This window comes from bacterium (assembly GCA_037200965.1).
In the GTDB taxonomy this organism is placed as follows: Bacteria; Patescibacteriota; Minisyncoccia; order Phycocordibacterales; family Phycocordibacteraceae; genus C7867-001.
This window is the reverse complement of the sequence record JBBCGK010000001.1, coordinates 252186-273232: the sequence shown is the minus strand read 5'-3', so window position 1 is coordinate 273232 and position 21047 is coordinate 252186. Positions and strand designations below refer to the sequence as shown.

At 59.8% G+C, this 21047-nt stretch carries 23 protein-coding genes and 4 tRNA genes; 17 read left to right on the top strand and 10 right to left on the bottom strand.

Going from position 1 to position 21047, the window contains the following annotated elements; genetic code table 11:
• Positions 1 to 427 precede the first annotated feature (427 nt).
• Positions 428 to 943: a hypothetical protein gene (locus WDN10_01690; protein ID MEJ0053422.1), complete on the bottom strand. Its 516-nt coding sequence runs from the start codon at positions 941 to 943 to the stop codon at positions 428 to 430.
• 259 nt (positions 944 to 1202) lie between these two features.
• Positions 1203 to 1343, bottom strand: a complete 141-nt coding sequence (locus WDN10_01685; protein ID MEJ0053421.1) for a hypothetical protein — start codon at positions 1341 to 1343, stop codon at positions 1203 to 1205.
• 372 nt (positions 1344 to 1715) lie between these two features.
• Here WDN10_01685 and WDN10_01680 point away from each other — a divergent pair, with 372 nt between their 5' ends.
• From WDN10_01680 to WDN10_01665, 4 genes are read left to right on the top strand one after another with little or no spacing between them, the layout of a single operon-like run.
• A complete protein-coding gene (locus WDN10_01680) occupies positions 1716 to 2357 on the top strand; it encodes an MBL fold metallo-hydrolase (GenBank protein MEJ0053420.1) in 642 nt (213 codons plus the stop codon).
• A gap of 14 nt (positions 2358 to 2371) precedes the next feature.
• The gene (locus WDN10_01675; protein ID MEJ0053419.1) at positions 2372 to 2728 is read left to right on the top strand and encodes a hypothetical protein; all 357 of its coding nucleotides are present in this window, start codon (positions 2372 to 2374) and stop codon (positions 2726 to 2728) included.
• Between the two features lie 15 nt (positions 2729 to 2743).
• Positions 2744 to 6553: a DNA gyrase subunit A gene (locus WDN10_01670; protein ID MEJ0053418.1), complete on the top strand. Its 3810-nt coding sequence runs from the start codon at positions 2744 to 2746 to the stop codon at positions 6551 to 6553.
• 9 nt (positions 6554 to 6562) lie between these two features.
• Positions 6563 to 6871, top strand: a complete 309-nt coding sequence (locus tag WDN10_01665; GenBank protein MEJ0053417.1) for a hypothetical protein — start codon at positions 6563 to 6565, stop codon at positions 6869 to 6871.
• 64 nt (positions 6872 to 6935) lie between these two features.
• Here WDN10_01665 and WDN10_01660 read toward each other — a convergent pair whose 3' ends face one another.
• Positions 6936 to 7556 (bottom strand): hypothetical protein, encoded by a 621-nt coding sequence (locus WDN10_01660; GenBank protein ID MEJ0053416.1) that lies wholly within the window; start codon positions 7554 to 7556, stop codon positions 6936 to 6938.
• An 89-nt stretch (positions 7557 to 7645) separates the two neighbouring features.
• Between WDN10_01660 and WDN10_01655 the strand changes: the two genes are divergently transcribed.
• The 9 genes from WDN10_01655 to WDN10_01615 all read left to right on the top strand — a co-directional run bounded on the left by WDN10_01655 (position 7646) and on the right by WDN10_01615 (position 12331).
• A complete protein-coding gene (locus WDN10_01655) occupies positions 7646 to 8038 on the top strand; it encodes a hypothetical protein (GenBank protein MEJ0053415.1) in 393 nt (130 codons plus the stop codon).
• 120 nt (positions 8039 to 8158) lie between these two features.
• Complete coding sequence (locus tag WDN10_01650; protein MEJ0053414.1) at positions 8159 to 8689, top strand: methyltransferase domain-containing protein; 531 nt, start codon at positions 8159 to 8161, stop codon at positions 8687 to 8689.
• A gap of 1 nt (position 8690) precedes the next feature.
• Positions 8691 to 9989, top strand: a complete 1299-nt coding sequence (locus WDN10_01645) for an extracellular solute-binding protein (GenBank protein ID MEJ0053413.1) — start codon at positions 8691 to 8693, stop codon at positions 9987 to 9989.
• 5 nt (positions 9990 to 9994) lie between these two features.
• Positions 9995 to 10528 carry a hypothetical protein gene (locus tag WDN10_01640; GenBank protein ID MEJ0053412.1) on the top strand — a complete coding sequence of 178 codons (534 nt, stop codon included), beginning with the start codon at positions 9995 to 9997 and terminating at the stop codon, positions 10526 to 10528.
• Between the two features lies 1 nt (position 10529).
• Entirely contained in the window at positions 10530 to 10775 is a 246-nt protein-coding gene (locus WDN10_01635) for a hypothetical protein (GenBank protein ID MEJ0053411.1), read from the top strand.
• Positions 10776 to 10786: 11 nt separating this feature from the next.
• On the top strand, positions 10787 to 11104 hold the full coding sequence (locus WDN10_01630) for a hypothetical protein (GenBank protein ID MEJ0053410.1): 318 nt from the start codon (positions 10787 to 10789) through the stop codon (positions 11102 to 11104).
• Between the two features lie 6 nt (positions 11105 to 11110).
• Complete coding sequence (locus WDN10_01625; protein MEJ0053409.1) at positions 11111 to 11533, top strand: hypothetical protein; 423 nt, start codon at positions 11111 to 11113, stop codon at positions 11531 to 11533.
• A 109-nt stretch (positions 11534 to 11642) separates the two neighbouring features.
• Entirely contained in the window at positions 11643 to 11996 is a 354-nt protein-coding gene (locus tag WDN10_01620) for a hypothetical protein (protein MEJ0053408.1), read from the top strand.
• Between the two features lie 65 nt (positions 11997 to 12061).
• Positions 12062 to 12331, top strand: a complete 270-nt coding sequence (locus tag WDN10_01615) for a hypothetical protein (protein ID MEJ0053407.1) — start codon at positions 12062 to 12064, stop codon at positions 12329 to 12331.
• Between the two features lie 82 nt (positions 12332 to 12413).
• On the opposite strand, the gene WDN10_01610 is transcribed toward WDN10_01615, so the two are convergent.
• From WDN10_01610 to WDN10_01600, 3 genes are all read right to left on the bottom strand, one after another.
• Positions 12414 to 12896 (bottom strand): hypothetical protein, encoded by a 483-nt coding sequence (locus tag WDN10_01610; GenBank protein MEJ0053406.1) that lies wholly within the window; start codon positions 12894 to 12896, stop codon positions 12414 to 12416.
• Positions 12896 to 13903, bottom strand: coding sequence for a hypothetical protein (locus WDN10_01605; protein ID MEJ0053405.1), 1008 nt, complete (start codon positions 13901 to 13903; stop codon positions 12896 to 12898). The genes WDN10_01610 and WDN10_01605 overlap by 1 nt, the downstream gene beginning before the upstream one ends.
• Before the next feature lie 106 nt (positions 13904 to 14009).
• Positions 14010 to 14091, bottom strand: a tRNA-Leu gene (locus WDN10_01600).
• Between the two features lie 66 nt (positions 14092 to 14157).
• Between WDN10_01600 and WDN10_01595 the strand changes: the two genes are divergently transcribed.
• Positions 14158 to 14230 (top strand) — tRNA-Lys (locus WDN10_01595).
• 44 nt (positions 14231 to 14274) lie between these two features.
• Here WDN10_01595 and WDN10_01590 read toward each other — a convergent pair.
• The 4 genes from WDN10_01590 to infB form a co-directional block, all read right to left on the bottom strand.
• A tRNA-Leu gene (locus WDN10_01590) sits at positions 14275 to 14363 on the bottom strand.
• 13 nt (positions 14364 to 14376) lie between these two features.
• A tRNA-Cys gene (locus WDN10_01585) sits at positions 14377 to 14448 on the bottom strand.
• A gap of 34 nt (positions 14449 to 14482) precedes the next feature.
• Complete coding sequence (locus WDN10_01580; GenBank protein MEJ0053404.1) at positions 14483 to 14806, bottom strand: ribosome-binding factor A; 324 nt, start codon at positions 14804 to 14806, stop codon at positions 14483 to 14485.
• Between the two features lie 2 nt (positions 14807 to 14808).
• Positions 14809 to 16284, bottom strand: coding sequence for a translation initiation factor IF-2 (gene infB, locus WDN10_01575; protein MEJ0053403.1), 1476 nt, complete (start codon positions 16282 to 16284; stop codon positions 14809 to 14811).
• 67 nt (positions 16285 to 16351) lie between these two features.
• Between infB and WDN10_01570 the strand changes: the two genes are divergently transcribed.
• The 3 genes from WDN10_01570 to WDN10_01560 are packed head-to-tail and all read left to right on the top strand — an operon-like array spanning position 16352 to position 21047.
• The gene (locus WDN10_01570) at positions 16352 to 17527 is read left to right on the top strand and encodes an aminotransferase class V-fold PLP-dependent enzyme (protein MEJ0053402.1); all 1176 of its coding nucleotides are present in this window, start codon (positions 16352 to 16354) and stop codon (positions 17525 to 17527) included.
• A 4-nt stretch (positions 17528 to 17531) separates the two neighbouring features.
• Positions 17532 to 18302, top strand: coding sequence for a hypothetical protein (locus WDN10_01565; protein ID MEJ0053401.1), 771 nt, complete (start codon positions 17532 to 17534; stop codon positions 18300 to 18302).
• 33 nt (positions 18303 to 18335) lie between these two features.
• Positions 18336 to 21047 (top strand): AAA family ATPase, encoded by a 2712-nt coding sequence (locus WDN10_01560; GenBank protein MEJ0053400.1) that lies wholly within the window; start codon positions 18336 to 18338, stop codon positions 21045 to 21047.

Genomic DNA, 21047 nt, shown 5'->3' with positions numbered 1-21047 from the left:
CGCGCTCGCGATACCGACACCTTATCAAGATCCGTATAAAAAGCCAAGTTCGGCTTCTTTAAAGATAATAAGGGAAAAGGGCGCCTGGTTTCCCGGGCGCCCTTCCGTATTGGATATTTCCCGACCGGAACGCGTCAGGAGCGATTCGAGATCTCACCCGGTTCGGATTCGGACATCAAGTTCGTGGTCGAGACCCGTCGCCTTCGGGCGGCCATCGTACGTCGGATGGCGGAAGCCGGAGGCGATGTTCGTCGCGACGCGGGAATGAGTCATGTTCTTCTCCTCAGATGAGCCGCCGGCATAAAACATCGAGCCGGGCATTGCAAGCATAGCACGAAAAAGGGCAAGCATAAAAACAATGGGCGCTCCCGAGGGAGCGCCCGTTTTACTTACTATGCAGACCTTTCACCCAGTCTGCTTCGGGAAGTTACGCCAGCTTGTCGGCGTACTGCCCGAGCTGCGACGGCGTGTGGAGGCCGGCAGCGAGCTGGTAGGCGGAGTCGGCGCGCATCTGATTGGTCAGCGTGGCGGCCGCATCATAGATCTTCTGGATGAGGCTGTCAGAATCGGCGCCGAGGCCGGCGGGGCCCATGGCGACGGTCTTGCCGGAGTCGTTCATCACCAGCGGCATGTCCACGGTGTCGAGATCGACGTAGTGGATGATGACGGTGGTCTGCTTGGCGCCGCCGTTCAGCGCGATCGCGTCGTAGCCATTGATCTGCGGATCGTGTTCGATGAGCGCGAGCGTCATGTCGAGGCCGATGGCGGCCGTGATCGTGTCCTTCATGATGGCGTCGGAGGAGCCGTCGATGATCGCGGCGACCGAAGTCGTGTTCTTGAAGTGCGCGGGCGACGTCCAGCTGGAATCATTGGCGAAGGCCGGAGCCGAGAGCGTGAACATGGCGGCAACTGCGAGCGCAAAGCCATAGTGATGGTGCTTCATTGGAATTTCCCCTTTCTCGAGGATGACTGTATCGGTTCTTCCTGGCCAGTCCAGGTCCGATTAGGGGACCCTAGCACACCCCGTGCTGAATTGTCAATACCCCTGTGGATATGTCGTAATAAAACAAAAGGCCCCGTAAACGGGACCTTTGATTGGGAGTCGAATGATGCCAGGAGAGAAAATGGCGAGAGCGCGGCCGCGGGACCCGGAAAAACGCTTTCGCGTAATCCCGGGAACCGCGGCGCACTTTGCCTTGCGCCTACGCTGTGGGAGCCTGGCCGGCCTTCTTCGCGCGCTTCGCCGGGCTGTCCGGACCGGCGTCGAGGTGCTGGTGGCTTTTCGCTTCGTCGGTGGCCACATCGGCCGTGATGGCGAACTGCATTTCCGCTTTCGCTGGCATGTCAAACGACTCCTCTAATGTTCGGGAGATGTCCCCCAAAACCTTGACAGCATACCACCCAGAATTGCCCTGCAAGTGTTCGGGTGAACAGCATGTGCATAACTTAAAATAAGGCGAGGGGGCCCAAAAGGCCCCCTCTCGCGGTGTTCGGATTGTTGGTAAGACAACTCCCCGGCTTCTGCGTATGCAGCAGGATGCCGGTAAACGGTATGATCGTCCGCACCGCGCTGTCGCTTCATCTCGTATGGGTTCCCCGGGAGAGGTTCCCTGTATCCATAGCTCCTCCTTGTCCGGCTGATTTCCGGGAGAGTGATGGAACAGCCTTCCGAAACAGTACCATCCCGGAAAATTCAGGGTATACTTATGCACATCATGGTCATCACGCATCTTGGCGGACAGTGCTTCAAGGTAAGTTTCGGCGATCTTACGCTCGCCTTCGACCCGATCTCGAAGGGCGGGACGCTTCCCGCCGCGCGCTTCGGCGCCGACATCGCGCTTGTCTCGAGAAACCATCCCGATATGAACGGCACGGCGGAAGTAAGCTACGGCGAGAAAGTCCCGTTCGTTATCTCGGGACCCGGCGAATACGAGCACTCGGGCGTCACGATCCAGGGCTTTCTCACTAAGAGCAAGTACGGCCTCGCCAAAGGCCAGGCGGAAGCGGTCAATACCATATATCTGGTCGATCTCGAGGGTATGAGCCTCCTGTTTCTCGGCGCGCTTTCGGATACGGAGCTTCCGGCCGATGCGCGGGAGGCTATCGAGGAGATCGACGTACTGTTCGTACCGGTCGGCGGAGACGGAGTGCTTGATCCGTCCGCCGCGCATAAGCTCGCCGTATCGCTTGAGCCCCGCATCATCGTGCCGATGCACTGGAGCGGCATGGGGGAGGGCAAGGCGCTTGAGACCTTCCTCAAAGAAGAGGGAGGGGCGGCGGAGAAAGTGGACAAGTTGACTATCAAAAAGAAAGATGCGCTTGCGCGCGACGGTGCTATTATAGTAGTGACCCCGTAATAACTATTTAACCTATGCTTGAACACCTCGACCGTCTTCGAAGCAAACCGGAACACGTACGCAGAAACATCGCCCTTGGAAGTGCTGGCGTACTTACCGCGCTCCTTGCGATCGGCTGGCTTGCCGCGACCATATCCGGCGGCATGCTCGCGCTCAAGCCCGTTCCGCTTGACGGCGGGAGCCGCCCGGCGATCGCCGCCGTCCCGGAGAGCTCATCGGCATTTTCGAAGCTTGTCGGTGCGGCTGGTGCCGCGACTGGATTTGGCACCCCAAAGCCCGCACCGTCGCTCCAGATCGTAGACGGCGGCACAAGCTCGACGATCGAAGAGAAACCTGCTGCCGCAAGCTCGCAGACGATCATCCCGTTCTGATTTTTATAGGCTTGCATGGCTAAGGAAGAACAGTCGGCCGTACCGCTTGGCGGGCGCATCATAGGGCAGAGCATCACGGGCGAGATGCGCACCTCCTACGTCGATTACGCGATGAGCGTGATCACCTCCCGCGCGCTTCCCGACGTGCGCGACGGCCTGAAGCCGGTACACCGCCGCATCCTTTACGCCATGAGCGAGCTTGGGCTCACGGCGGGCGCGAAATTCCGCAAGTCCGCGCTTGTCGTCGGCGACGTGCTCGGCAAATACCATCCGCACGGCGACGCGAGCGTCTATGACGCGATGACGAAGCTTGCGCAGGATTTCTCGCACCGCTATCCGCTCGTGATCGGGCAGGGCAATTTCGGCTCGATCGACGGCGACTCGCCAGCCGCCATGCGGTATTGCGTCACGGGGGACACGCTTGTTGCGACAGATAAGGGTCTGGTTCCCATCAAGGAACTATCCGACGACGGCACGGAAGAAATCGAGGCGCGGGTGATTTCGATGAACGGCCGGATCAATTCGGCCGATGCGTGGTTCGATAGCGGCGTTCATCCAACGATAGCCCTCAAAACCAATCGGGGATACCGGATCCGTGGTTCCCGCAACCACCCGCTTCTTATCTGGCACGAGGATCCGGCAACTGGCGTACCCCGCTTCGCGTGGAAGCTTCTTGCCGATATCGACGAAGGCGACGTGGTGGTGATGGATCGGACCCCCGACCTTTTGTGGCCGGAACACCCGCTCTCCCTCACGCCCTTTGTTCCGAAAGTCGCGAACAAACGGATTACAGTACAGCAGCTGCCTGCGGAGCTTACCGAAGACCTGGCATTCATCCTCGGCCTCCTCGTATCGGAAGGTACCATCAAGGAAAAGGAGTTGGAGTTCTGCAACAGCGACCCCGACCTCATCCAGGCCTTCGTCGAGCGCTTCGCCCGCGTGTTTCCTGGCTGCCGCCTGCACCACTTCAGGCGCGAACCGTCTTCCTATGGTAAGAAGCCGTACTACACCATCGAGATTCACTCGCAATATGTGATTGCGTTTCTGCGCGCTATAGGGCTTGCGCCGGTAAAATCGCCCGAAAAGCGTATCCCGTTCTCGGTGCTGCGGTCTCCGAAGCCAGTCGTCGCAGCTTTCCTTCAGGCGTATTTTGAAGGCGACGGCGGCATAAGCTTCTCGTCGAAAATGACGGAATTGAGCGTCGTATCTAAGAGCACGGCGCTTCTCGACGAAATGCAGGTCGTTCTTATGCGCCTTGGCATCGCAAGCACGCGCCGTCACGACTGCCACCGCGCGATCGAAAAGCTCTATATACGGGGTCTCCATGACTACCGCCTCTTTGAGCGCGAGATCGGTTTTGTTTCCGCGCGCAAGAAAACGAAGCTTGGCAAAGCGATCGCGCGGCTCTCCAAGGACTCATCGGCTACCGACTACGTGCCGTTCATCGCAGGATACGTGCGTTCGCATCTTGCACCGCCGAGCTATCAGGGTATCGGGAGATTCGTACGCAAGCATAATTTCGACCGATACACCGCGCTTGCCGAACATGGCCCGCTCGTCGCCTCCGCCGTGCTGCCGCATGTGCGTCCGACGGTCGAGGCGCTGTTCGGCGAACTCTCGCGCCACCGGTATTTGTTCGATGTAGTGGCTTCCGTAACGAACGAGGCACCAGCTCCTGTGTATTCGATCCGGGTGCGAAGCGAGTGCCACTCCTTTGTCGCTAACGGATTCATAAACCACAATACCGAGGCCAAGATGTCGCGCATCGCGGAGGACATCATGAACGACCTCGACAAGGACACGGTCGAATGGAACCCCAACTATGACGCGAGCCGTAAGGAGCCATCCGTGCTTCCCGCCGCCGTGCCGAACCTTCTCCTTAACGGCACGCTCGGTATCGCGGTCGGCATGGCAACCGCAATACCGCCCCATAACCTGCGGGAAGTGGTCGACGCGACCGTGCACCTCATCGACGAGCCCGAGGCGACGACCGAGGACCTCCTCAAATTCGTCAAAGGCCCGGATTTCCCGCTCGGGGGGGTTGCCTTTAACCAGGCCGATATCAGGCAGGCGTACATAAGCGGACGGGGCGGGGTCGTGGTGCGCGGCGAAGCGGAGATCGTCGACGACGGCAAGAAGGATTCGAAAATTGTCATCACCTCGATCCCGTACCGCGTCAATAAAGCCGACCTCATCACCCGCATCGCCGATCTCGTGCGCGACAAGAAGCTCGAGGGCGTACGGGACCTGCGCGACGAGTCGACGACGTCATTTGAGACCCGCATTGTCGTCGAGCTCAAAGGCACGGCGCACCCGCAGGCCGTCCTCAATACGATTTATAAGCACACCGAGCTCGAGAGCGCTTTCCACTACAACATGCTTGCGCTCGTCGACGGCGTGCCGCAGACGCTTTCGCTCAAGGGCATTCTCGAGAATTTCATAGAACACCGGAGAGTAGTGGTGAAGCGGCGTACCGAATTCGATCTCCGGCAGGCGAAGGCGCGCGAGCACATCCTCCTCGGACTTTCGAAAGCGCTCGACCATATCGACGAGGTCATCGCGATCATCAAGAAAGCCGCCGATGTCCCGGCCGCGTCCCTCGCGCTCCAGAAGAAATTCGCATTTTCGGAGCTTCAGGCGGCGGCGATCCTCGAGATGCGGCTGTCGAAACTCGCGGGCCTCGAGCGCAAGAAGATCGAGGACGAACTGGCGGAGGTCCAGGCGCTTATCGCGAAGCTCGAGAAGATACTCTCTTCCGCAAAGAACATCCTCGCGGTCGTGAAGACGGAACTCGTCGCTATCGGCGAGAAATACGGCGACGACCGCCGCACGAAGATCGTCAAAGGCGGGGTTCAGAACATCTCCGTCGAAGACCTGGTGCCGGACGAGGAGTCCGTCCTCGTCCTCACCGCCGGAGGCTACGTGAAGCGCACGAACCCGTCGGAATACAAGACGCAGAAGCGCGGCGGCGTCGGCGTCGTCGACCTCTCGACCAAGGAGGAGGACGTCGTGACGCACTTCCTCGCGGCCTCGGCGCACTCCGACCTCCTCTTCTTCACCGACTACGGCAAGGCATACCAGCTCAAGATGTACGAGATCCCCGAAGGGAAGCGCGCGACCAAGGGAAAGAGCATGATGAACTTCCTTCCGCTTGCCGGTGACGAGAAGGTGACTTCGGTACTTCCGGTCCCCAAGGGCGCCGAGCGCGACGCCTTGTCGGTATTCTTCGTGACGGCAAACGGCATTGTGAAAAAAGTGGAAGCAAAGTCCTTCGCGGATGTACGCCGCTCGGGCATCATCGCGATCAACCTCAAGGACGGCGATAAGCTCGTTGCCGCGCATCTTGCCGAAGAGAGCGACAGCGTTTCGATCGTAACCGCCAAGGGCCAAAGCATCCGCTTCGAGGAGGGCGACGTGCGCGCGATGGGGCGGACCGCCGGAGGCGTGCGCGGCATGAGCGTGCGCAAGGGCGACACGGTCGTTTCCGCGGAAGTGATTTCGGCCGCAGCCAAGGACGCGTCCCTCCTCGTCATCATGTCGAAAGGATACGGCAAGTCGACCGAGCTTTCCGAATACAAGGTGCAAGGCCGGGGAGGTTCCGGCATCAAGACGGCAGAGGTGACACCGAAGACGGGCGAGATCATCGGCGCGAAAGTGCTTCTCGGGAAGGACGTGTCGGATGAGGAAATCGTCGTTGTTTCTAAAAAGGGACAGGTTATCCGCATCACCGCCAAGGAAGTGCCGTCGCTTTCCCGCGCGACCCAGGGCGTGCGTATCATGCGGCTCTACGAGGGCGATTCAATCGCGTCGATGGTGGCGCTTTAACATACATACATGAAGAAAATCGTCGTCACGGCACCCGCGGGTGAAGTTGCCGATACGGTCCGGCAAGCGATGGGAGAAGCAGGTGCGGGAAAAATCGGTAACTATGCATTCTGCAGTTTCAGTACCAAAGGCGTCGGCAGGTTTGTACCACAGGAAGGCGCGAGTCCGGCCATCGGGGAAGCGGGGAAGCCCGAGGAAGTGGAAGAGGAGCGAATAGAAGTGAATTGCGAAGACGAACTCGTTGAGAAGGTGATCGCGGCCATCAAACGCGTACATCCGTATGAGGAACCGGTGATAGATATTTACGTACTCGCATAGCTAGGAGAAAAAGAAAGACCGCCGGGCAGGAATGCCCGGCGGCTTCAGGGAGGCAGCGACTCACTTACATCTTCGCCCGTTCTATAACCATCGAGCCGATGCAGATGATGCGGGCTGGCGATCCGGTGACGCGAATAGGCTCCCACACTTCGCCGCGCCGCGCTTCGACGCGCCACTTGTTCGCCTTGAACTCAGCTCGAAGCTGGTCGTTGAGCAAATTGGCCGAATCGAGTTCGTGGACAAGAGCTTCGAATTGTTCGACGGAAAAAACGACGCCGACCTCGTAACCTTTGCTTGGGGTGAACCACATCAGTGTCGTTTCGGCCGTCCCATCGGCGTCCGGAGGCCACATGGCCCAAAAAACCGGTTTCGTGTGCGGACGGGCGACGATGCGACCGATGAGTGGCTTGAAGTCGTTGACGAGACCGATAAACGACCCTGTATATCGACCCCTCAACGTGAACGCCAACTCCGGGCTGCTTTTCGGAAGCATCTTGAGCGCGCTCAAGACACTGGTGCGGTCTCCTTCAGGCAGGGACTTTGTCGCCGCGATTTTCTCCGCATCGGCTTGCTTCATGCAAAACCCGATACCTCCGGTCAGGAGCACAGGGTGCCAGAAGCAGGCGACGAGAACGGGCGGACCGTTCAGTCCTGCGAAGGTATGTACATGGAATACTTCGGACATGATGCTGTTCTCCTTCTTTCCTAACCGCGCTACTTATACACCCTGAAGCGGCTTTTCGCCATCGTTTCGGTTCGTGCTACCGTTAGCTGATGGCAAACCCCTTTGAAGGACTGATTCGGAGGCTTGTGCCAAGCGAAAAGAAGGCGGAACCCGCTTCCGTTGCGAGCACGCTCGCGCCCATCGAAAAATCAGCCGACCAGCTCATGCTCGAGCGCGGGCAGATGGAAGCGCACATGACCACTCTCTACCGCTTCTCTCCGGAAGCGGCGAAGCTGGTGATAGCGCTCAAGGACCCGGATATGGCCGCGACGGATTTCGTAGCCGGCATCACGGGCTTTAACGAGCGGCACAAAACCGATGCGCCCGCCGCGGAACTGCTCGAAACATTTGCGGTTCCGGTCGCTCCCGGACGAAGCATCGATGTGTCGCTTTATAAGACCGGGCGCGTGGTTCTTGAAGGCACCGCGGCGACCGTTCATTAATCGCCGGGCCGTTTCGCTCCCGGAAGCAATGCTTGTGGCGCGGACGGCCGAAAGACCGCCTGTTTTTATATGCTGTTGACTATGCGCCAGCAGCGCGGGCGCTCTTGCTATACTGATCGCATGAATTTCGCCGATCCGAAGACGAACGTACTGCAGATGGGCCTCAGGGAAGGAGTGAAAGTGGCGGACCTCGGGGCGGGGAGCGGACACTATTCCCTTGCCGCGGCGCACGCCGTGGGGGTGGACGGGCGGGTATATGCGATCGATGTTCAGGAGGATGTGCTGAAGCGCATTCAGGGAACGGCGCGGGAGCAGGGGGTGCGGACCATAGAAACCGTATGGGGCGATATCGAGAAGCCGCGCGGAACCACGCTTCGGGATCAGGCGGTCGACGGTGCGATTCTTTCCAACACGCTGTTTCAGATAAAAGAGAAGGCGATAGTCGCGGCCGAACTGCGCCGTATTCTTAAGCCCGGAGGGAAGCTTCTGGTCATCGATTGGGCCGGAGCGTACGGGGGGCTCGGCCCGGACCCTTCACACGTGGTGAACGAACAAGCGGCCGAAGCGGTCTTTGCCGCCGCCGGTTTCCATGTGGTTAAGAAGTTCAGCGCCGGCCCCCATCACTACGGCATCGTATTTACCGCTCCCTAACATGAAGATCTCATTTTTCCAGGCGGGAATCATCGGCGCGTTTGTCCTCCTCGCGCTAATCGGCATCTTCGTCTTCGCGACCTTCACCGGCTCCTCCGGCACCGGCTCCATCGGGACGGTGACGATATGGGGCACGCTCCCTCAGGACGAGATCGCCCCGGCTCTTGCGAACATTACGGGCCAGAATACCGAGCTTAAGGGCATACGGTATGTCGGCAAGCAGCCCGCGACCTTCGAACGGGAACTCGTCGACGCTCTGGCGTCGGGTACGGGCCCCGACCTGGTGCTCATAAGCCAGGAGCATCTCGTCTCGCTTGAGGACAAGCTTATACCGATCCCGTACAGCTCGATTTCGGCGCGCGCCTTTACCGACGCGTTCGTGCAGGAAGGGCAGCTTTTCCTTGCGTCCGACGGGGTCTACGGCATTCCGCTCGCGGTCGATCCGCTCGTCCTCTACTACAACCGCGCGACTCTCTCGTCCGCCGGTATCGTAGCTCCTCCGTCGGCATGGGAGGCCCTTGTCGGACTCGTGCCGCGTACGGCGCAGCTTGACGGAGGGAGGAACATCGAGCGCGGGCTCATCGGTCTTGGAACCTATGCCAACGTCGACCACGCGGGCGCTATTCTTTCCGCGCTCTTTCTCCAAAGCGGAGTACCGCTCTCGGCCCGCACGACACTCGGCCTCAAGGCATCGCTTGGCGCCGAGACGCAAAGCTTTGGCGGCGTCTCTCCCGGGGAGGCCGTGGTGCGCTACTACACCCAGTTCGCCGATCCTTCGAAAGTTTCCTATACCTGGAACGGGTCGCTCCCGGATTCAAGGCAGGCGTTCGTCTCCGGCGATCTCGCGCTGTATATCGGCTTCGCGTCCGATGCGCCGTTCCTGCGTGCGGCGAATCCCAATCTCGATTTCGATGTCGCGGCCTTGCCGCAGACGGGGAATGCCGTGAACCGGATTACGTTCGGCGACCTCTACGCGTTCGCTATCCCCAAAGGGAGTCCGAACCCCGCCGGTGCCTATAGCGCCGCCGTCGCGCTCGCGGATCCCGCGGTTATGACCGCGCTTGCGGGCGCCACGGGGCTTGCGCCCGCACGCCTGTCGCTTCTTGGAACCGAGCCCGCCGATCCTTTCGCTTCGGTCTTTTATCGCGAAGCGCTTATAAGCCGGGGATGGCTGTCCCCAGCGCCCGAGGATACGGACCGCATATTCGGCGCTATGATTATGGACGTGATTACCGGACGCGTATCCCTAAGCGAAGCCCTTGTTTCCGCCGAGCGCGCGCTGACTCAGGCGATACAATGAAAATCATGAACGCTACAGGCAAGTATTTTATTGTTCCGGCCACGGTCGCGTTTCTCATGGTGTTTATCCTCGTACCTGCTCCTGCGCAGGCCGCCGACTCCGCCTGCCTTCCTGCTTGCACCGGTACCGATACATGCGTCAACGGCAAATGCCAAGCGGCCGGTACCGTTCCCGGCGGTTCAGCCTGCAAGCCTGCCTGCACCGGCACTGATACCTGCGTGGCGGGAGTATGCCGTCCGGCGGGAACGGTTCCAGGCGGCGGGGGAGGCGGAAGCGGCCTTACGAATCCTCTCGGCTTTTCGACGATTCCGGATTTCCTCAATGCCGTCCTCGACCTCGTGATACAGATCGGCGGCATCGTCATCGTCTTGATGCTCGTCTACGTAGGTTTCAAATTCGTGACCGCGCAGGGAGCGGAAGAAAAAATAAAGGAGGCGCGCGAGGCGCTCCTGTGGACGGTCGTCGGAGCGCTCATTCTCCTTGGCGCCAAGGCGATCTCGCTCGGAATCCAGGCGACGGTACAGGCGCTTGGCACCTGATATGACCTTTGCCGAACTCGTCAATTCGATCGTAGCCATCATAGGCGGGATTGTCATTCCTGTCGTCTTTGCGCTTGCGGGATTCGCATTCCTCTGGGGCGTCTTCAACTACTTCATCGTGGGCGGCGCGGACGAGGACAAGCGCAAGGAAGGAAGGCAGTTCATCCTCTGGGGGCTGATCGGGCTTGTGGTCATGTTCGGGGTCTGGGGATTGATACGCATCGGCCTTAGCATAATCGCGCTATAATACTAAACCATATGGGATTCTCATTCTCGCTGTGCGTAGGAAACTGCGGCAACCTCCAGGGCATCGCCGGTACTATTCTCGGCCTCATCAACAATGTCGCCGTTCCCCTCGTTTTCGCCGTCGCCTTCATCGTCTTCATCTGGGGCGTCTTCCAATACTTCATACTGGGCGCGGACGACGAAACGAAACGCGAGACGGGCCGCACGTATATCCTGTACGGCCTCGTCGGATTCTTCGTCATGCTTTCGGTATGGGGGCTGGTCAACATACTCGTTAACACGTTCGATCTTGGCGGGTACCGCCATCCGGCTTATCCGACTTCTTATTAATCCCGTATGAAACGATATCTTCCTTTCCTGATCGCGCTTCTGGTTCTTGGGGCGCCGCTTTGTTCCTATGCGGCTGCGGCGATCGATCCTGTCACGGGAGACGGGACTCCGCAGATAAGCCCGGGGCCGACGGTGTCGGTTGTTAATGCGGGCGCCTTCGGCCACTACGGCGATCTTGTGCTCGTGGTCATCAACAATATTCTCGTACCCATCCTGTTTACCATCGCCTTCCTTGTATTCCTCTGGGGCGTCTTCAACTACTTCATCGTGGGCGGTGCGGACGAGGACAAGCGCAAGGAAGGAAGGCAGTTCATCCTCTGGGGGCTGATCGGTTTCGTGGTGATGTTCTCGCTGTGGGGCCTGGTCAATATCCTCTCCAATACGCTCGGCCTTGGAGGATACGCGCGGCCCGACTACCCGACCCTTTAAGGTTCTTATCCACACGAATCAGGGACGCGGCTTGCCCTGGGGCGAAGGCAAGCTAGAATAAGGGGAACTCCGCTCAACGCCGGGGAGCCATTATACGAATATCACCATTATGAAGAAATACCTCGCGCCGTTTGCCGCAATCGCACTTTTGACGCCGCTCCTTGCCGGTGCCGCCACTATCTCAAGCGTATCCGATGTGGGTACCACGGTCATCAATATCATCAATAACGTCCTGGTGCCGGTGCTCTTTGCCGTCGCCTTCATCGTCTTCATCTGGGGCGCTTTCCAGGTCTTCATCATCGGGGCGAACGACGAAGACGCGAAGGAAAAGGGCAAGAAACTCATGCTCTACGGCCTTATCGGCTTCTTCGTTATGGTCTCGATCTGGGGCCTCGTGAATATCCTCGTAGGTACCTTCTCGACCAATAACGCGACGCCTCCGCTTCCGCAGGCAGACTTCTAGTTTCTCCCGGCGTTTTAACACAAAGCCCCGGCCGCTGGCCGGGGCTTTGTGTTATTCTTATGCCTATGGACGTATTGAATAATTTCCTCAAGACCGTCGTGGTGCAGATCGTGAATCCGCTCCTCATGCTTATCGCTGCGGCGGCATTTCTCATCTTCCTCTGGGGCGTCTTCAAGTTCGTTGCGAATGCCGGGGACGAGACCGCGCGGGAAGAGGGAAGGAGTTCCATTCTCTGGGGCTTGGTCGGCCTCGTCATCATTTTCGGCGTGTTTGGCATATTGGGCGTCATTACGGGCACGTTCGGCATTCCGTCGGTACCGAAGTTTACATCCTAGCGGGCGGGATGCGGATTAAGAAACAACCCCCGGGCTCCTGCAAAGGAGAGGGGGTTGTATAAGTTGACAGCGGTACGTGCTGCTAGTTGAGGCACTGGTAGCCTTGGGGGATTTCGCCCGCAGTGGGCTCGATCCGCCAGGCGTCGATATGAGCCGGGAGATCTTCCGTTCCCGTCCAGCGCTGATAGTTTTGCCGGACGTCACGGAGACCGGCGGGAAGATACTCCGCCTTGGCGTATTCCGGCTTCGGTATCGGCCGGAATTCGACCGTGGAGCATGCGCTCGTGTCGATCTTATTCACCGTTCCGACGAGCATCCTGCATTGCTGCAAACTTGCGTTTGCGGGCGGGCAGACAAGGACGGCGGCTTCGGCTTGGCGTGATTGTTCCTGAGTCTTATGATCAGCATAAAGACTTTTAGCTCCAGCGATCAGTATGATCGCTGCGATTCCGAGGCCGCCCCACTTCAGAACGCGCGGCCAGAGTTCTTTGGGTGGGAGTCCGCGATTTTGTCCATCGCTCGCTTGAGTTCCGGATGTTGTCGTTGCTGTGGTGGCTGTAGCCATTATTTGCCTCCTGTGTTTTTGATGTAGCGGAAGAGCAATTCGGCGATTGCTTTGCCGAAGTGCGCCGCCACTGCGTCGAGATCGCGGATCTGGATGTCCGAGACCGATTTTGTGATCGGCAGCTTCATCAGCATGTCGACGGAGTTGAGAATATCTTGCTCGGGGATACCCTTGTGCTTCTTGAGTTCCTCGATCATCTCCCCGCGCTTGATGTTGATAAGCGCGAGCGCGCCGATGTCTTTCAGGCTTTGCGGAAGGTCGAAATGCCTGGTTTGCATCACGCCGATTTCGAGGCCCCATTTCGCGGCTTGTTCGCGCACTTTGCCCGCGTTCGCCATAAGCGTCCTGACGGCGCTTTTTGGCAAATCGGGCGTGTCGTCCTCTTCGGTAACGACAGTGCACTCGAGGAGTTTTGCCTCGAGCTTCGAATGTTCGCCGCGATCATCTGCCTTTGCCGGGAGCCCGAGATATTCGGCAACCAGATCCTTCTGCAGGATTACGCCACCGGCGTCTTTCCACGGGCCCATGAAGGCTCGCGCCTGCGTTTCGATGAACTCGGGCAGCAGGATATCTTCAGATTGTTGCGCCTGGAAGTGCTTCCGTGCATCGACGATCCGGCCTGTACTCAAAAGCTCAACTTCTACCGGTACTTTTCCGACGAGTTCGGTAAAGATACGCGGTGAAATCTTACGCTCCTGAACGTTCAGGGGGATTTGGCCGCCAAGACCGGGAATTGCCCACGGATAACCTGGCCCGCGAATCCTGCCGGTCAGTTCACCGTTTATCGTGTCTGCGCCGACTTCCCCGGGAGGGGTATAGCCGAGATAGCCCGACTTATTGAGCGTTCCAGCTACCATGCCGAGGGCTGCACAAGCTCCTGCACCTGCGATATAGGGGCCAAAATCATCAAGTGCCCAGTAGACGATCAGTGCGGCAACAAGTCCCGCAAGAAGTGATACCCACAGTCCAGTTCTAATGCTGTCGCTAGAGCTGATGTCATGTTTCATCAGTTTGCCCTTTCCTGACAAGGTTCAATTTGGTACTGCGTACCAATATACAGGAATCGTAGGAAAAGTCAAGATGCCGTGAAAACGGCCGCGGGACGAGCTGTTGTGCCGGGGAGAGGACTCGAACCTCCATCCTGTGAAGGGCTAGCTCCTAAGGCTAGTGTGTCTACCAGTTTCACCACCCCGGCGCGCACCAGCTGATGCTACCGTACTTCGCTTTGAAAAACGATCGCCGTTTGCTACGATTCGGTGACGCGCCTATAGCTCAGCTGGTAGAGCAGCTCCCTCTTAAGGAGACGGTCCCTGGTTCGAGCCCAGGTAGGCGCACAGAAATCAGAAACTCCCGCGCATGCGGGAGTTTCTGATTTCTGTGCCGAGGGTGAGACTCGAACTCACATGAGGGTTTTTAGGTCCTCTCTTCGTTTTAAGCGAAGTGCGTCTACCATTCCGCCACCTCGGCATGATACGACTTGAGGCCCGGGCGGGACTCGAACCCGCGCATAACGATTTTGCAGATCGTCGTGTTACCCCTTCACCACCGGGCCGTTTCTGCATACTAGCGCGCCCGCGCGCCTTGAGCTAGGTGCCGCGGAAAAGCTCGTCCAAGCGCTGGCGGTTCTTCTCGCCTTCGTCCTCTACGAAGGAAACGTTCGGCAGAACGGTCAGATGTCCCTTGTCCTTGAGAAACTGGCGGAATTCCCGGAGATTGCGGTTAAGGAATGCGAGCGCTTGCGGAGTCTTTTCGTAGGGATAGACGGTCACGAGCACCGTCGCGTTCTTAAGGTCGGAGCCCAATTCGGCGCGCGTGGGCGTGATGAGCGTGTCGCGGTTCGCGTTTTCCGCGATGAAGGCGCCCGCGAGGTGCGTGAGTTCGGAAGCAGTGCGGTCGACTTTGAAGCTCATGGCTATGATTCGACCATCTCGTACGTGACGATGGTGTCGCCCGGCGCCGCTTCCGTCTTCGAATCGATCTCGATGCCGAAATCTCCCTCCGTGCGGATTTCCTTCACATCGGCCCTGGCCTGCTGGAGGTTCGATATCTTTCCGCGCCCGAGCTCGATATCCCGGCGGAGCATTTTAACAAGCCCGCCAACCGCGAAGGCGCCGCTCTCGAGCTTCACCCCAAGCACCTGCTTGTGCGAGGAAGAGCTGAACGTGCGGAGCACTTTCGCCGTGCCGCGCTCCTCTTCCTTCGTCACGCGCGGCGCGCGGGTCGTAAGAAGGTCCTGGATGCGCATGCCAAGATCGTAGATTATGGAAAAACTCTCTATCGCTATGCCCGTGCGAAGGGCGAGTTCCCGCGCCCCCGCGTCGACCGGAACGTTGAACGCGATGACGGTTCCTTTCGAAGCTATCGCGCTCTTCACGTCGCTTTCGCCGACGGCCCCGACATCCGCGAAGAGGAGCACGATATTCGCCCGCTCATGCGTTACTTTCGAAAGCTCGTGCCTGATCGCCTCGATACTGCCTGTTACGTCGGCTTTGATGATAAGCGGGAGTTCCGCGGAGTTCGCGCCGGTGCGCGCGAGCTGTGCCTTGGCGGGCGTGACGCCTTTCGCGGCAAGCTGTTCCGCTTCTTTCTTGCTCTGGACGCTCTTGAAAGGCGTTCCGGCCGGGGGAAGGGAATTGAATCCGGAAACGCGTATCGGCTGGGAGGGACCCGCGGTATCGATCCGTTTCCCGAGGAAGTTCTCGATGAAGCGGACGGGAGCGAAGGCGGTTCCCGCGACGACGAACTGTCCGGTCGAGAGCGTACCGTCCTTAACGATGAGCGTTGCGGAAAGGCCGCGCTTGGGGTCTTGCGAAGACTCGAGTACGAAACCTTCTGCGGGAAGGAAAGCGTCCGCGGAAAGTCCCGCGAGATCGGCCGTGAGAAGGACGAGGTCGAGGAGTTCGGGCACGCCCTCGCCGGTTTTCGAGGAGACCGCCGCGAACGGCACTTCGCCGCCGAAGCCCTCGAGATATACCTCGTGCTCGAGAAGCGAATGCTTCGCGGTCTCCACGTTCGCGCCGTTTTTGTCTATTTTCGTGAACGCCACGACGAACGGCGTCTGCGCCTCGCGTATCGCCGCAAGCGCGTCGAGCGTCTGCGGTTTCACGCCTTCGTCCGCGGCGACGACGAGTATCGCGACGTCCGCCGCGGCCGCGCCGCGCGCGCGGAGCACCTTGAACGCCTCGTGTCCCGGCGTATCGAGGAAGGTGATCGCGCGGGGTTTGCCCTCGTGCTCATGCACCGCTTCGTACGCGGAGACGTGCTGGGTAATGCCGCCCGCTTCGCCGGCAACGACATTCGATTTCCGGATGTAGTCCAGAAGGGAAGATTTGCCGTGGTCGATATGTCCCATTACGGCGACGATCGGGGGGCGGGGAGCGCTTGCCATAGGGTTAGAGTACATCACGAAAAGAGGCCGATTGCAATCGCGCGAAGCTCCGTGCTACAACCTACGCATGGGCTTATTCTCCAAAAAGCGCGCGTATCTCGACTGGGCCGCAGCCGCGCCGGTTTCGGACGCGGCTGCGCGCGCGTATATGCGCGCCAGGAAGGCATACGGCAATCCGTCCTCGCCGCACGCGGAAGGACGGGCCGCGAAAGACATACTCGAAGCCGCTCGCACGAAGATCGCCCGGCTTATGGAAGTGAAGGCGGACGACGTGGTATTCACTTCCGGAGCGACCGAGGCGAACGCGCTTGCGATCGTAGGGCATGCGTGCTCGCTCATCCGTTCCGGAAGGAAGCCGGAAAGTATCCGTTTTCTGTACCTGCCGTCGTCCCACGCCTCGATCGCCGGGACCATGCAGATATTGCGGGACGAATGGATTCGTGTCGAAGAACTTCCGGTCAGGAACGGCAGGATCGAGATCGAAGCGCTCGCACCGATGCTTACCCAAGAAGCCTCGCTTATTTCCATGGACGCGGTATGCGGCGAAACGGGAACGGTCTGGAATACGCGGGAAGTCGCCGAGGCGTGCAAGGGTACCCGTACGCTGCTTCATGTCGATGCGACGCAGGCTCCGCTTACGCAGAAATTCTCCCGTGCGCACTTCAATGCGGATATCGTGACGCTTGACGCGTCGAAGGTCGGCGGCATGCGCGGCATCGGCGCGCTTATCGCGCACCGGACGCTTCCGCTCTCGGCGGTCATGAGCGGCGGAGGGCAGGAGCGGGGGCTCCGGCCGGGGACCGAAAGCCCGGCGCTTGCCGCAAGTTTTGCCGCCGCGCTTGAGGAGGCAAAAGAGGGAAGGGAAGCGTTTGGCGGCCGGGCGCTGCGCGCGAAACAGGACCTCATTTCCGAGATCAGGGGGATTCCGGGCCTTGTCATGAACACTGGGGCGGCAACCGTTCCGAACATACTGAACGTGTCGCTTCCTGGGCGCGACACCGATTATCTCATCGCGCTTCTCGACCATGCGGGATTCGCGGTCTCGACGAGAAGCGCGTGCGAAACAAACAGCACCGAAGGATCCCGGGCGGTTTTTGTTCTTACCGGCGACACCGAGCGTGCGAAGTCGACGCTGCGGGTCTCCTGGGGACCGTCAACCAGCGATCCGGAACTCAGGCGGTTTGCCGGGGCGCTTCGCGAGGCCGTGCGCTTTCTCGACGCCGCCAAAAGCGCTATACTATAGCTCTATGAATATAGAAGACCTGAACAAGTCCCAGCTCCTCCTCCTCACGATTCTCGTGAATTTCATAACCTCGATCGCGACCGGCATCCTCACGGTGTCGCTCCTCGATCAGGCGCCGCCGATCGTTACCCAGACGGTCAACCGCATCGTCGAGCAGACCGTGCAGACGGTCACGCCCGGCGCCTCAAGCGTGATCACGAAGCAGACCACCGTGGTCGACAAGCAGCAGGATCTCGTCGTTGCCGCGATAGCCGCGCAAGCGGCGCGTACGGTGCGCGTATACGACACCGACGCGCGCGAGCGCAATCCCGACGTTGCGCCTGCGGCGATCGGGACCTATCTTCCAAAGACGCGCGCGGTCGTGACGGCGGGCGCGAAGAATCTCCCGGCGCAAGCCACGATCGTTTTCCCCGACGGGTCGAGCGCCGCCGTATCGCTTGCCCGCGAGACCGATACCGTCGCTATCTACGGGTTCGCCGACAGTGCCGCGCTTCCGGACGCGCCCGCGCCCGTCCGGGTCGCCGCAAGCGACGTCAAGCAGGGCGAGACGGTCATCGCGCTCACGGCTGACGGCAGCGCCGTGACCGGCATCGTTTCGCGCGTCGACAGCGACAAGATATACACCACGCTTCCCGCGACTCCGGTCGGTTCGGGCGCGGTCAATCTGGACGGCGACCTTATCGGCATATCTTCCGACGGCGCGGGGCTCTACGTGAGCGCCGGGGAAGTCACGGCCGCGCTCACCGCCACCTCCACTTCTGCAACAAGCGAATAATATGCGCGTACTATATACATAAGAAATTCACCTATGCCGCCTTTCGAAAAATTCACCACGAAAGCAAAAGAAGCAGTCCGCAAAGCGCACGAGCTCGCGATCGAACGCGGGCAGAATCACGTGAGCCCGCTCCATCTTCTCGCGGCGCTCGTGCTTCAGGAGGAGAGCCTCGTTTTCTCCGTCCTCGACCGTATGGATGTCGATACCATGCTCCTTTCCGACTCGCTCATGGAGACGCTCGAAGCCCCCGAGTCTTCCTCGGTGCTCTCTCCCTCATACCAGATCTACCTCACCCCCGACCTCGCCCAGGCGCTTGAGGCGGCGGGGAAAGTGGCCGCAAGGATGAACGACTCGTTCGTCGGTACCGAGCACCTCTTCGTCGCGGTGCTCGAACATCCGGGACCGGCCTCGGATCTTCTCGCCCGTTTCCATATCGACCGCGACACGGTCGCGAATGTCCTTAAGGAACTGAAGACCACCAAGGACGGCCAGACCGTCGAGCCCAAGCGCTTCCGGGCACTCGGAAAATACACCAGGAATCTCACGAAGCTCGCGCTTGAGAACAAGCTTGATCCGGTCATCGGTCGCGACCAGGAGATCAGCCGCGTGATCCAGATACTTTCGCGCCGGACCAAGAACAATCCGGTCCTTATCGGCGAGGCCGGTACCGGAAAGACCGCGATCGCCGAAGGACTTGCCGCGCGCATCGCGGCGAACGATGTCCCCGAGATGCTCAAGGGGAAGGAGCTTCTTTCGCTCGATATCGGCCTCCTTATCGCCGGGACCAAATACCGCGGCGAGTTCGAGGAGCGCATGAAGTCCATCATGAAGGAGGTCGAGCGCGCGGAAGGAAAGGTGGTGCTGTTTATCGACGAGCTCCATACGCTCGTGGGAGCGGGCGCGGCCGAGGGCGCGATGGACGCGAGCAACATGCTGAAGCCATCACTCGCCCGCGGCGAGATCCGCGTCATCGGCGCGACGACGCTCAAGGAATACCAGAAGTACATCGAGAAGGACACCGCGCTCACGCGCCGCTTCCAGCCCGTCTACGTGAACGAACCGTCGATCGAAGATGCCGTCGCGATCCTCCGAGGCCTTCGCGATAAATACGAACTCTTCCACGGGGTGCGCATCACGGACGGCGCGATCGTCGCCGCCGTCGATCTCTCCGCCCGCTATATTTCGGACCGGTTCCTTCCGGACAAAGCCATCGACCTTATCGACGAGGCCGCCTCGGGCCTCCGCATTACGCTCGAGAACAAGCCCGCGCCCCTTGAGGAGACGGACCGGAAGATCCGCCGCCTCGAGATCGAGCGCCAGGCGCTCAAAAAGGACGAAGAGGCCGGAAAGGATAAGGGGTCGCTCGAGATGAAAGAGGTGAAGGAGCGGCTTAAGAATATAGATACGGAGATCGCGAACCTGCGCGAGAAGACGAGCGAACTCGAGCTTAAGTGGAAGAACGAGAAGGAAGTCATCGAAAGTATCCGCGCCATAAAAACGGAACTCGAGCGGCTCAAGGTCGCGGCGGACAATGCCGAAGCCGCGGGAGAACTCGAAGAAGTCGCGGAGATCCGGTACGGCAAGCAGCCCGAGCTTCAGAAGGAGCTTGAGACGAAACTCAAACGCCTCAAGACGCTCCAGAAATCGCGGCGCGTCCTTCATGAGGAAGTGACCGAGCACGAGATCGCGTCGGTGGTATCGCGCTGGACGGGCATTCCGGTGCTCCGGATGCTTGAGGAGGAAGCCTCGAAGCTCGCCAGAATGGAGGAGGCGCTTCACACGTCCGTCATCGGCCAGGAAGCCGCGGTCAAGATCGTCTCGGACGCCGTGAAGCGCTCGCGGGTCGGCATCGCGGATCCGAACCGGCCGATCGGCTCGTTCCTCTTTTTGGGGCCCACGGGAGTCGGGAAGACCGAGCTCTCGCGGCGCCTTGCGGAATTTATGTTCAACGACCCCGAGGCGCTCGTGCGCGTCGACATGAGCGAATTCATGGAGAAGCACTCGGTCGCGAAGCTCATCGGCGCGCCGCCGGGGTATGTGGGATACGAAGAATCCGGCTCGCTCACCGAGCGCATCCGGCACCGTCCGTACGCGGTCGTCCTCTTCGACGAGATCGAGAAGGCGCATCCGGAGATCTTCAACATCCTCCTCCAGGTGCTCGACTCCGGCCACCTCACCGACGGCAAGGGCCGCAAGGTGAATTTCAAGAACACCATCATTATCCTCACGTCGAACATCGGCGCCGAATACATCGACCGCATGGCGCGCATCGGGTTCGCGGCTTCCGCCGCAAGCGCCGAAGCGGAATACGCCGATGTGAAGGAGAAGGTGACGGGGGCTTTGAAGGAGCATTTCCGCCCCGAGTTCCTCAATCGCCTCGACGACATCATCATGTTCGACGTGCTCGGGAAGGAGGCGCTCGCAAAGATCGTCGAGAAGCAGGTGGGGGAGGTGGTCGCGCGCCTTGCCGAAAAGCGCATCAGCCTCACGCTTTCGGAGGATGTGCGGGTGTGGCTTGCGGAGAAGGGGTATAACCCGCAGTACGGAGCGCGGCCACTCAAGCGCGCCATCCAAGACAAGATCCTCACGCCGATTGCCTCGATGATGGTCTCGCAGGGGATCATGGAAGGCGGCTCGGTCTCGGTGTCGATCAAGAACGGCGAGCCCGTATTTACGGTCTCCAAGAAGGGCCAGCGCGCGATGCGTACCGCACGGGAAGGGCAAGCGGCCGAAGCGGTTGCCTAA

Coding starts and splice junctions, on each gene's coding strand:
- WDN10_01635 (MEJ0053411.1), top strand. CDS start 10,530: ATGACCTTTGCCGAACTCGTCAATTCGATCGTAGCCATCATAGGCGGG.
- WDN10_01605 (MEJ0053405.1), bottom strand. CDS start 13,903: ATGAAACATGACATCAGCTCTAGCGACAGCATTAGAACTGGACTGTGG.
- WDN10_01640 (MEJ0053412.1), top strand. CDS start 9,995: ATGAACGCTACAGGCAAGTATTTTATTGTTCCGGCCACGGTCGCGTTT.
- WDN10_01580 (MEJ0053404.1), bottom strand. CDS start 14,806: ATGAGCTTCAAAGTCGACCGCACTGCTTCCGAACTCACGCACCTCGCG.
- WDN10_01610 (MEJ0053406.1), bottom strand. CDS start 12,896: ATGGCTACAGCCACCACAGCAACGACAACATCCGGAACTCAAGCGAGC.
- WDN10_01560 (MEJ0053400.1), top strand. CDS start 18,336: ATGCCGCCTTTCGAAAAATTCACCACGAAAGCAAAAGAAGCAGTCCGC.
- WDN10_01665 (MEJ0053417.1), top strand. CDS start 6,563: ATGAAGAAAATCGTCGTCACGGCACCCGCGGGTGAAGTTGCCGATACG.
- WDN10_01615 (MEJ0053407.1), top strand. CDS start 12,062: ATGGACGTATTGAATAATTTCCTCAAGACCGTCGTGGTGCAGATCGTG.
- WDN10_01620 (MEJ0053408.1), top strand. CDS start 11,643: ATGAAGAAATACCTCGCGCCGTTTGCCGCAATCGCACTTTTGACGCCG.
- WDN10_01650 (MEJ0053414.1), top strand. CDS start 8,159: ATGAATTTCGCCGATCCGAAGACGAACGTACTGCAGATGGGCCTCAGG.
- WDN10_01685 (MEJ0053421.1), bottom strand. CDS start 1,343: ATGCCAGCGAAAGCGGAAATGCAGTTCGCCATCACGGCCGATGTGGCC.
- WDN10_01570 (MEJ0053402.1), top strand. CDS start 16,352: ATGGGCTTATTCTCCAAAAAGCGCGCGTATCTCGACTGGGCCGCAGCC.
- WDN10_01625 (MEJ0053409.1), top strand. CDS start 11,111: ATGAAACGATATCTTCCTTTCCTGATCGCGCTTCTGGTTCTTGGGGCG.
- infB (MEJ0053403.1), bottom strand. CDS start 16,284: ATGGCAAGCGCTCCCCGCCCCCCGATCGTCGCCGTAATGGGACATATC.
- WDN10_01670 (MEJ0053418.1), top strand. CDS start 2,744: ATGGCTAAGGAAGAACAGTCGGCCGTACCGCTTGGCGGGCGCATCATA.
- WDN10_01675 (MEJ0053419.1), top strand. CDS start 2,372: ATGCTTGAACACCTCGACCGTCTTCGAAGCAAACCGGAACACGTACGC.
- WDN10_01680 (MEJ0053420.1), top strand. CDS start 1,716: ATGGTCATCACGCATCTTGGCGGACAGTGCTTCAAGGTAAGTTTCGGC.
- WDN10_01630 (MEJ0053410.1), top strand. CDS start 10,787: ATGGGATTCTCATTCTCGCTGTGCGTAGGAAACTGCGGCAACCTCCAG.
- WDN10_01690 (MEJ0053422.1), bottom strand. CDS start 943: ATGAAGCACCATCACTATGGCTTTGCGCTCGCAGTTGCCGCCATGTTC.
- WDN10_01565 (MEJ0053401.1), top strand. CDS start 17,532: ATGAATATAGAAGACCTGAACAAGTCCCAGCTCCTCCTCCTCACGATT.
- WDN10_01660 (MEJ0053416.1), bottom strand. CDS start 7,556: ATGTCCGAAGTATTCCATGTACATACCTTCGCAGGACTGAACGGTCCG.
- WDN10_01645 (MEJ0053413.1), top strand. CDS start 8,691: ATGAAGATCTCATTTTTCCAGGCGGGAATCATCGGCGCGTTTGTCCTC.
- WDN10_01655 (MEJ0053415.1), top strand. CDS start 7,646: ATGGCAAACCCCTTTGAAGGACTGATTCGGAGGCTTGTGCCAAGCGAA.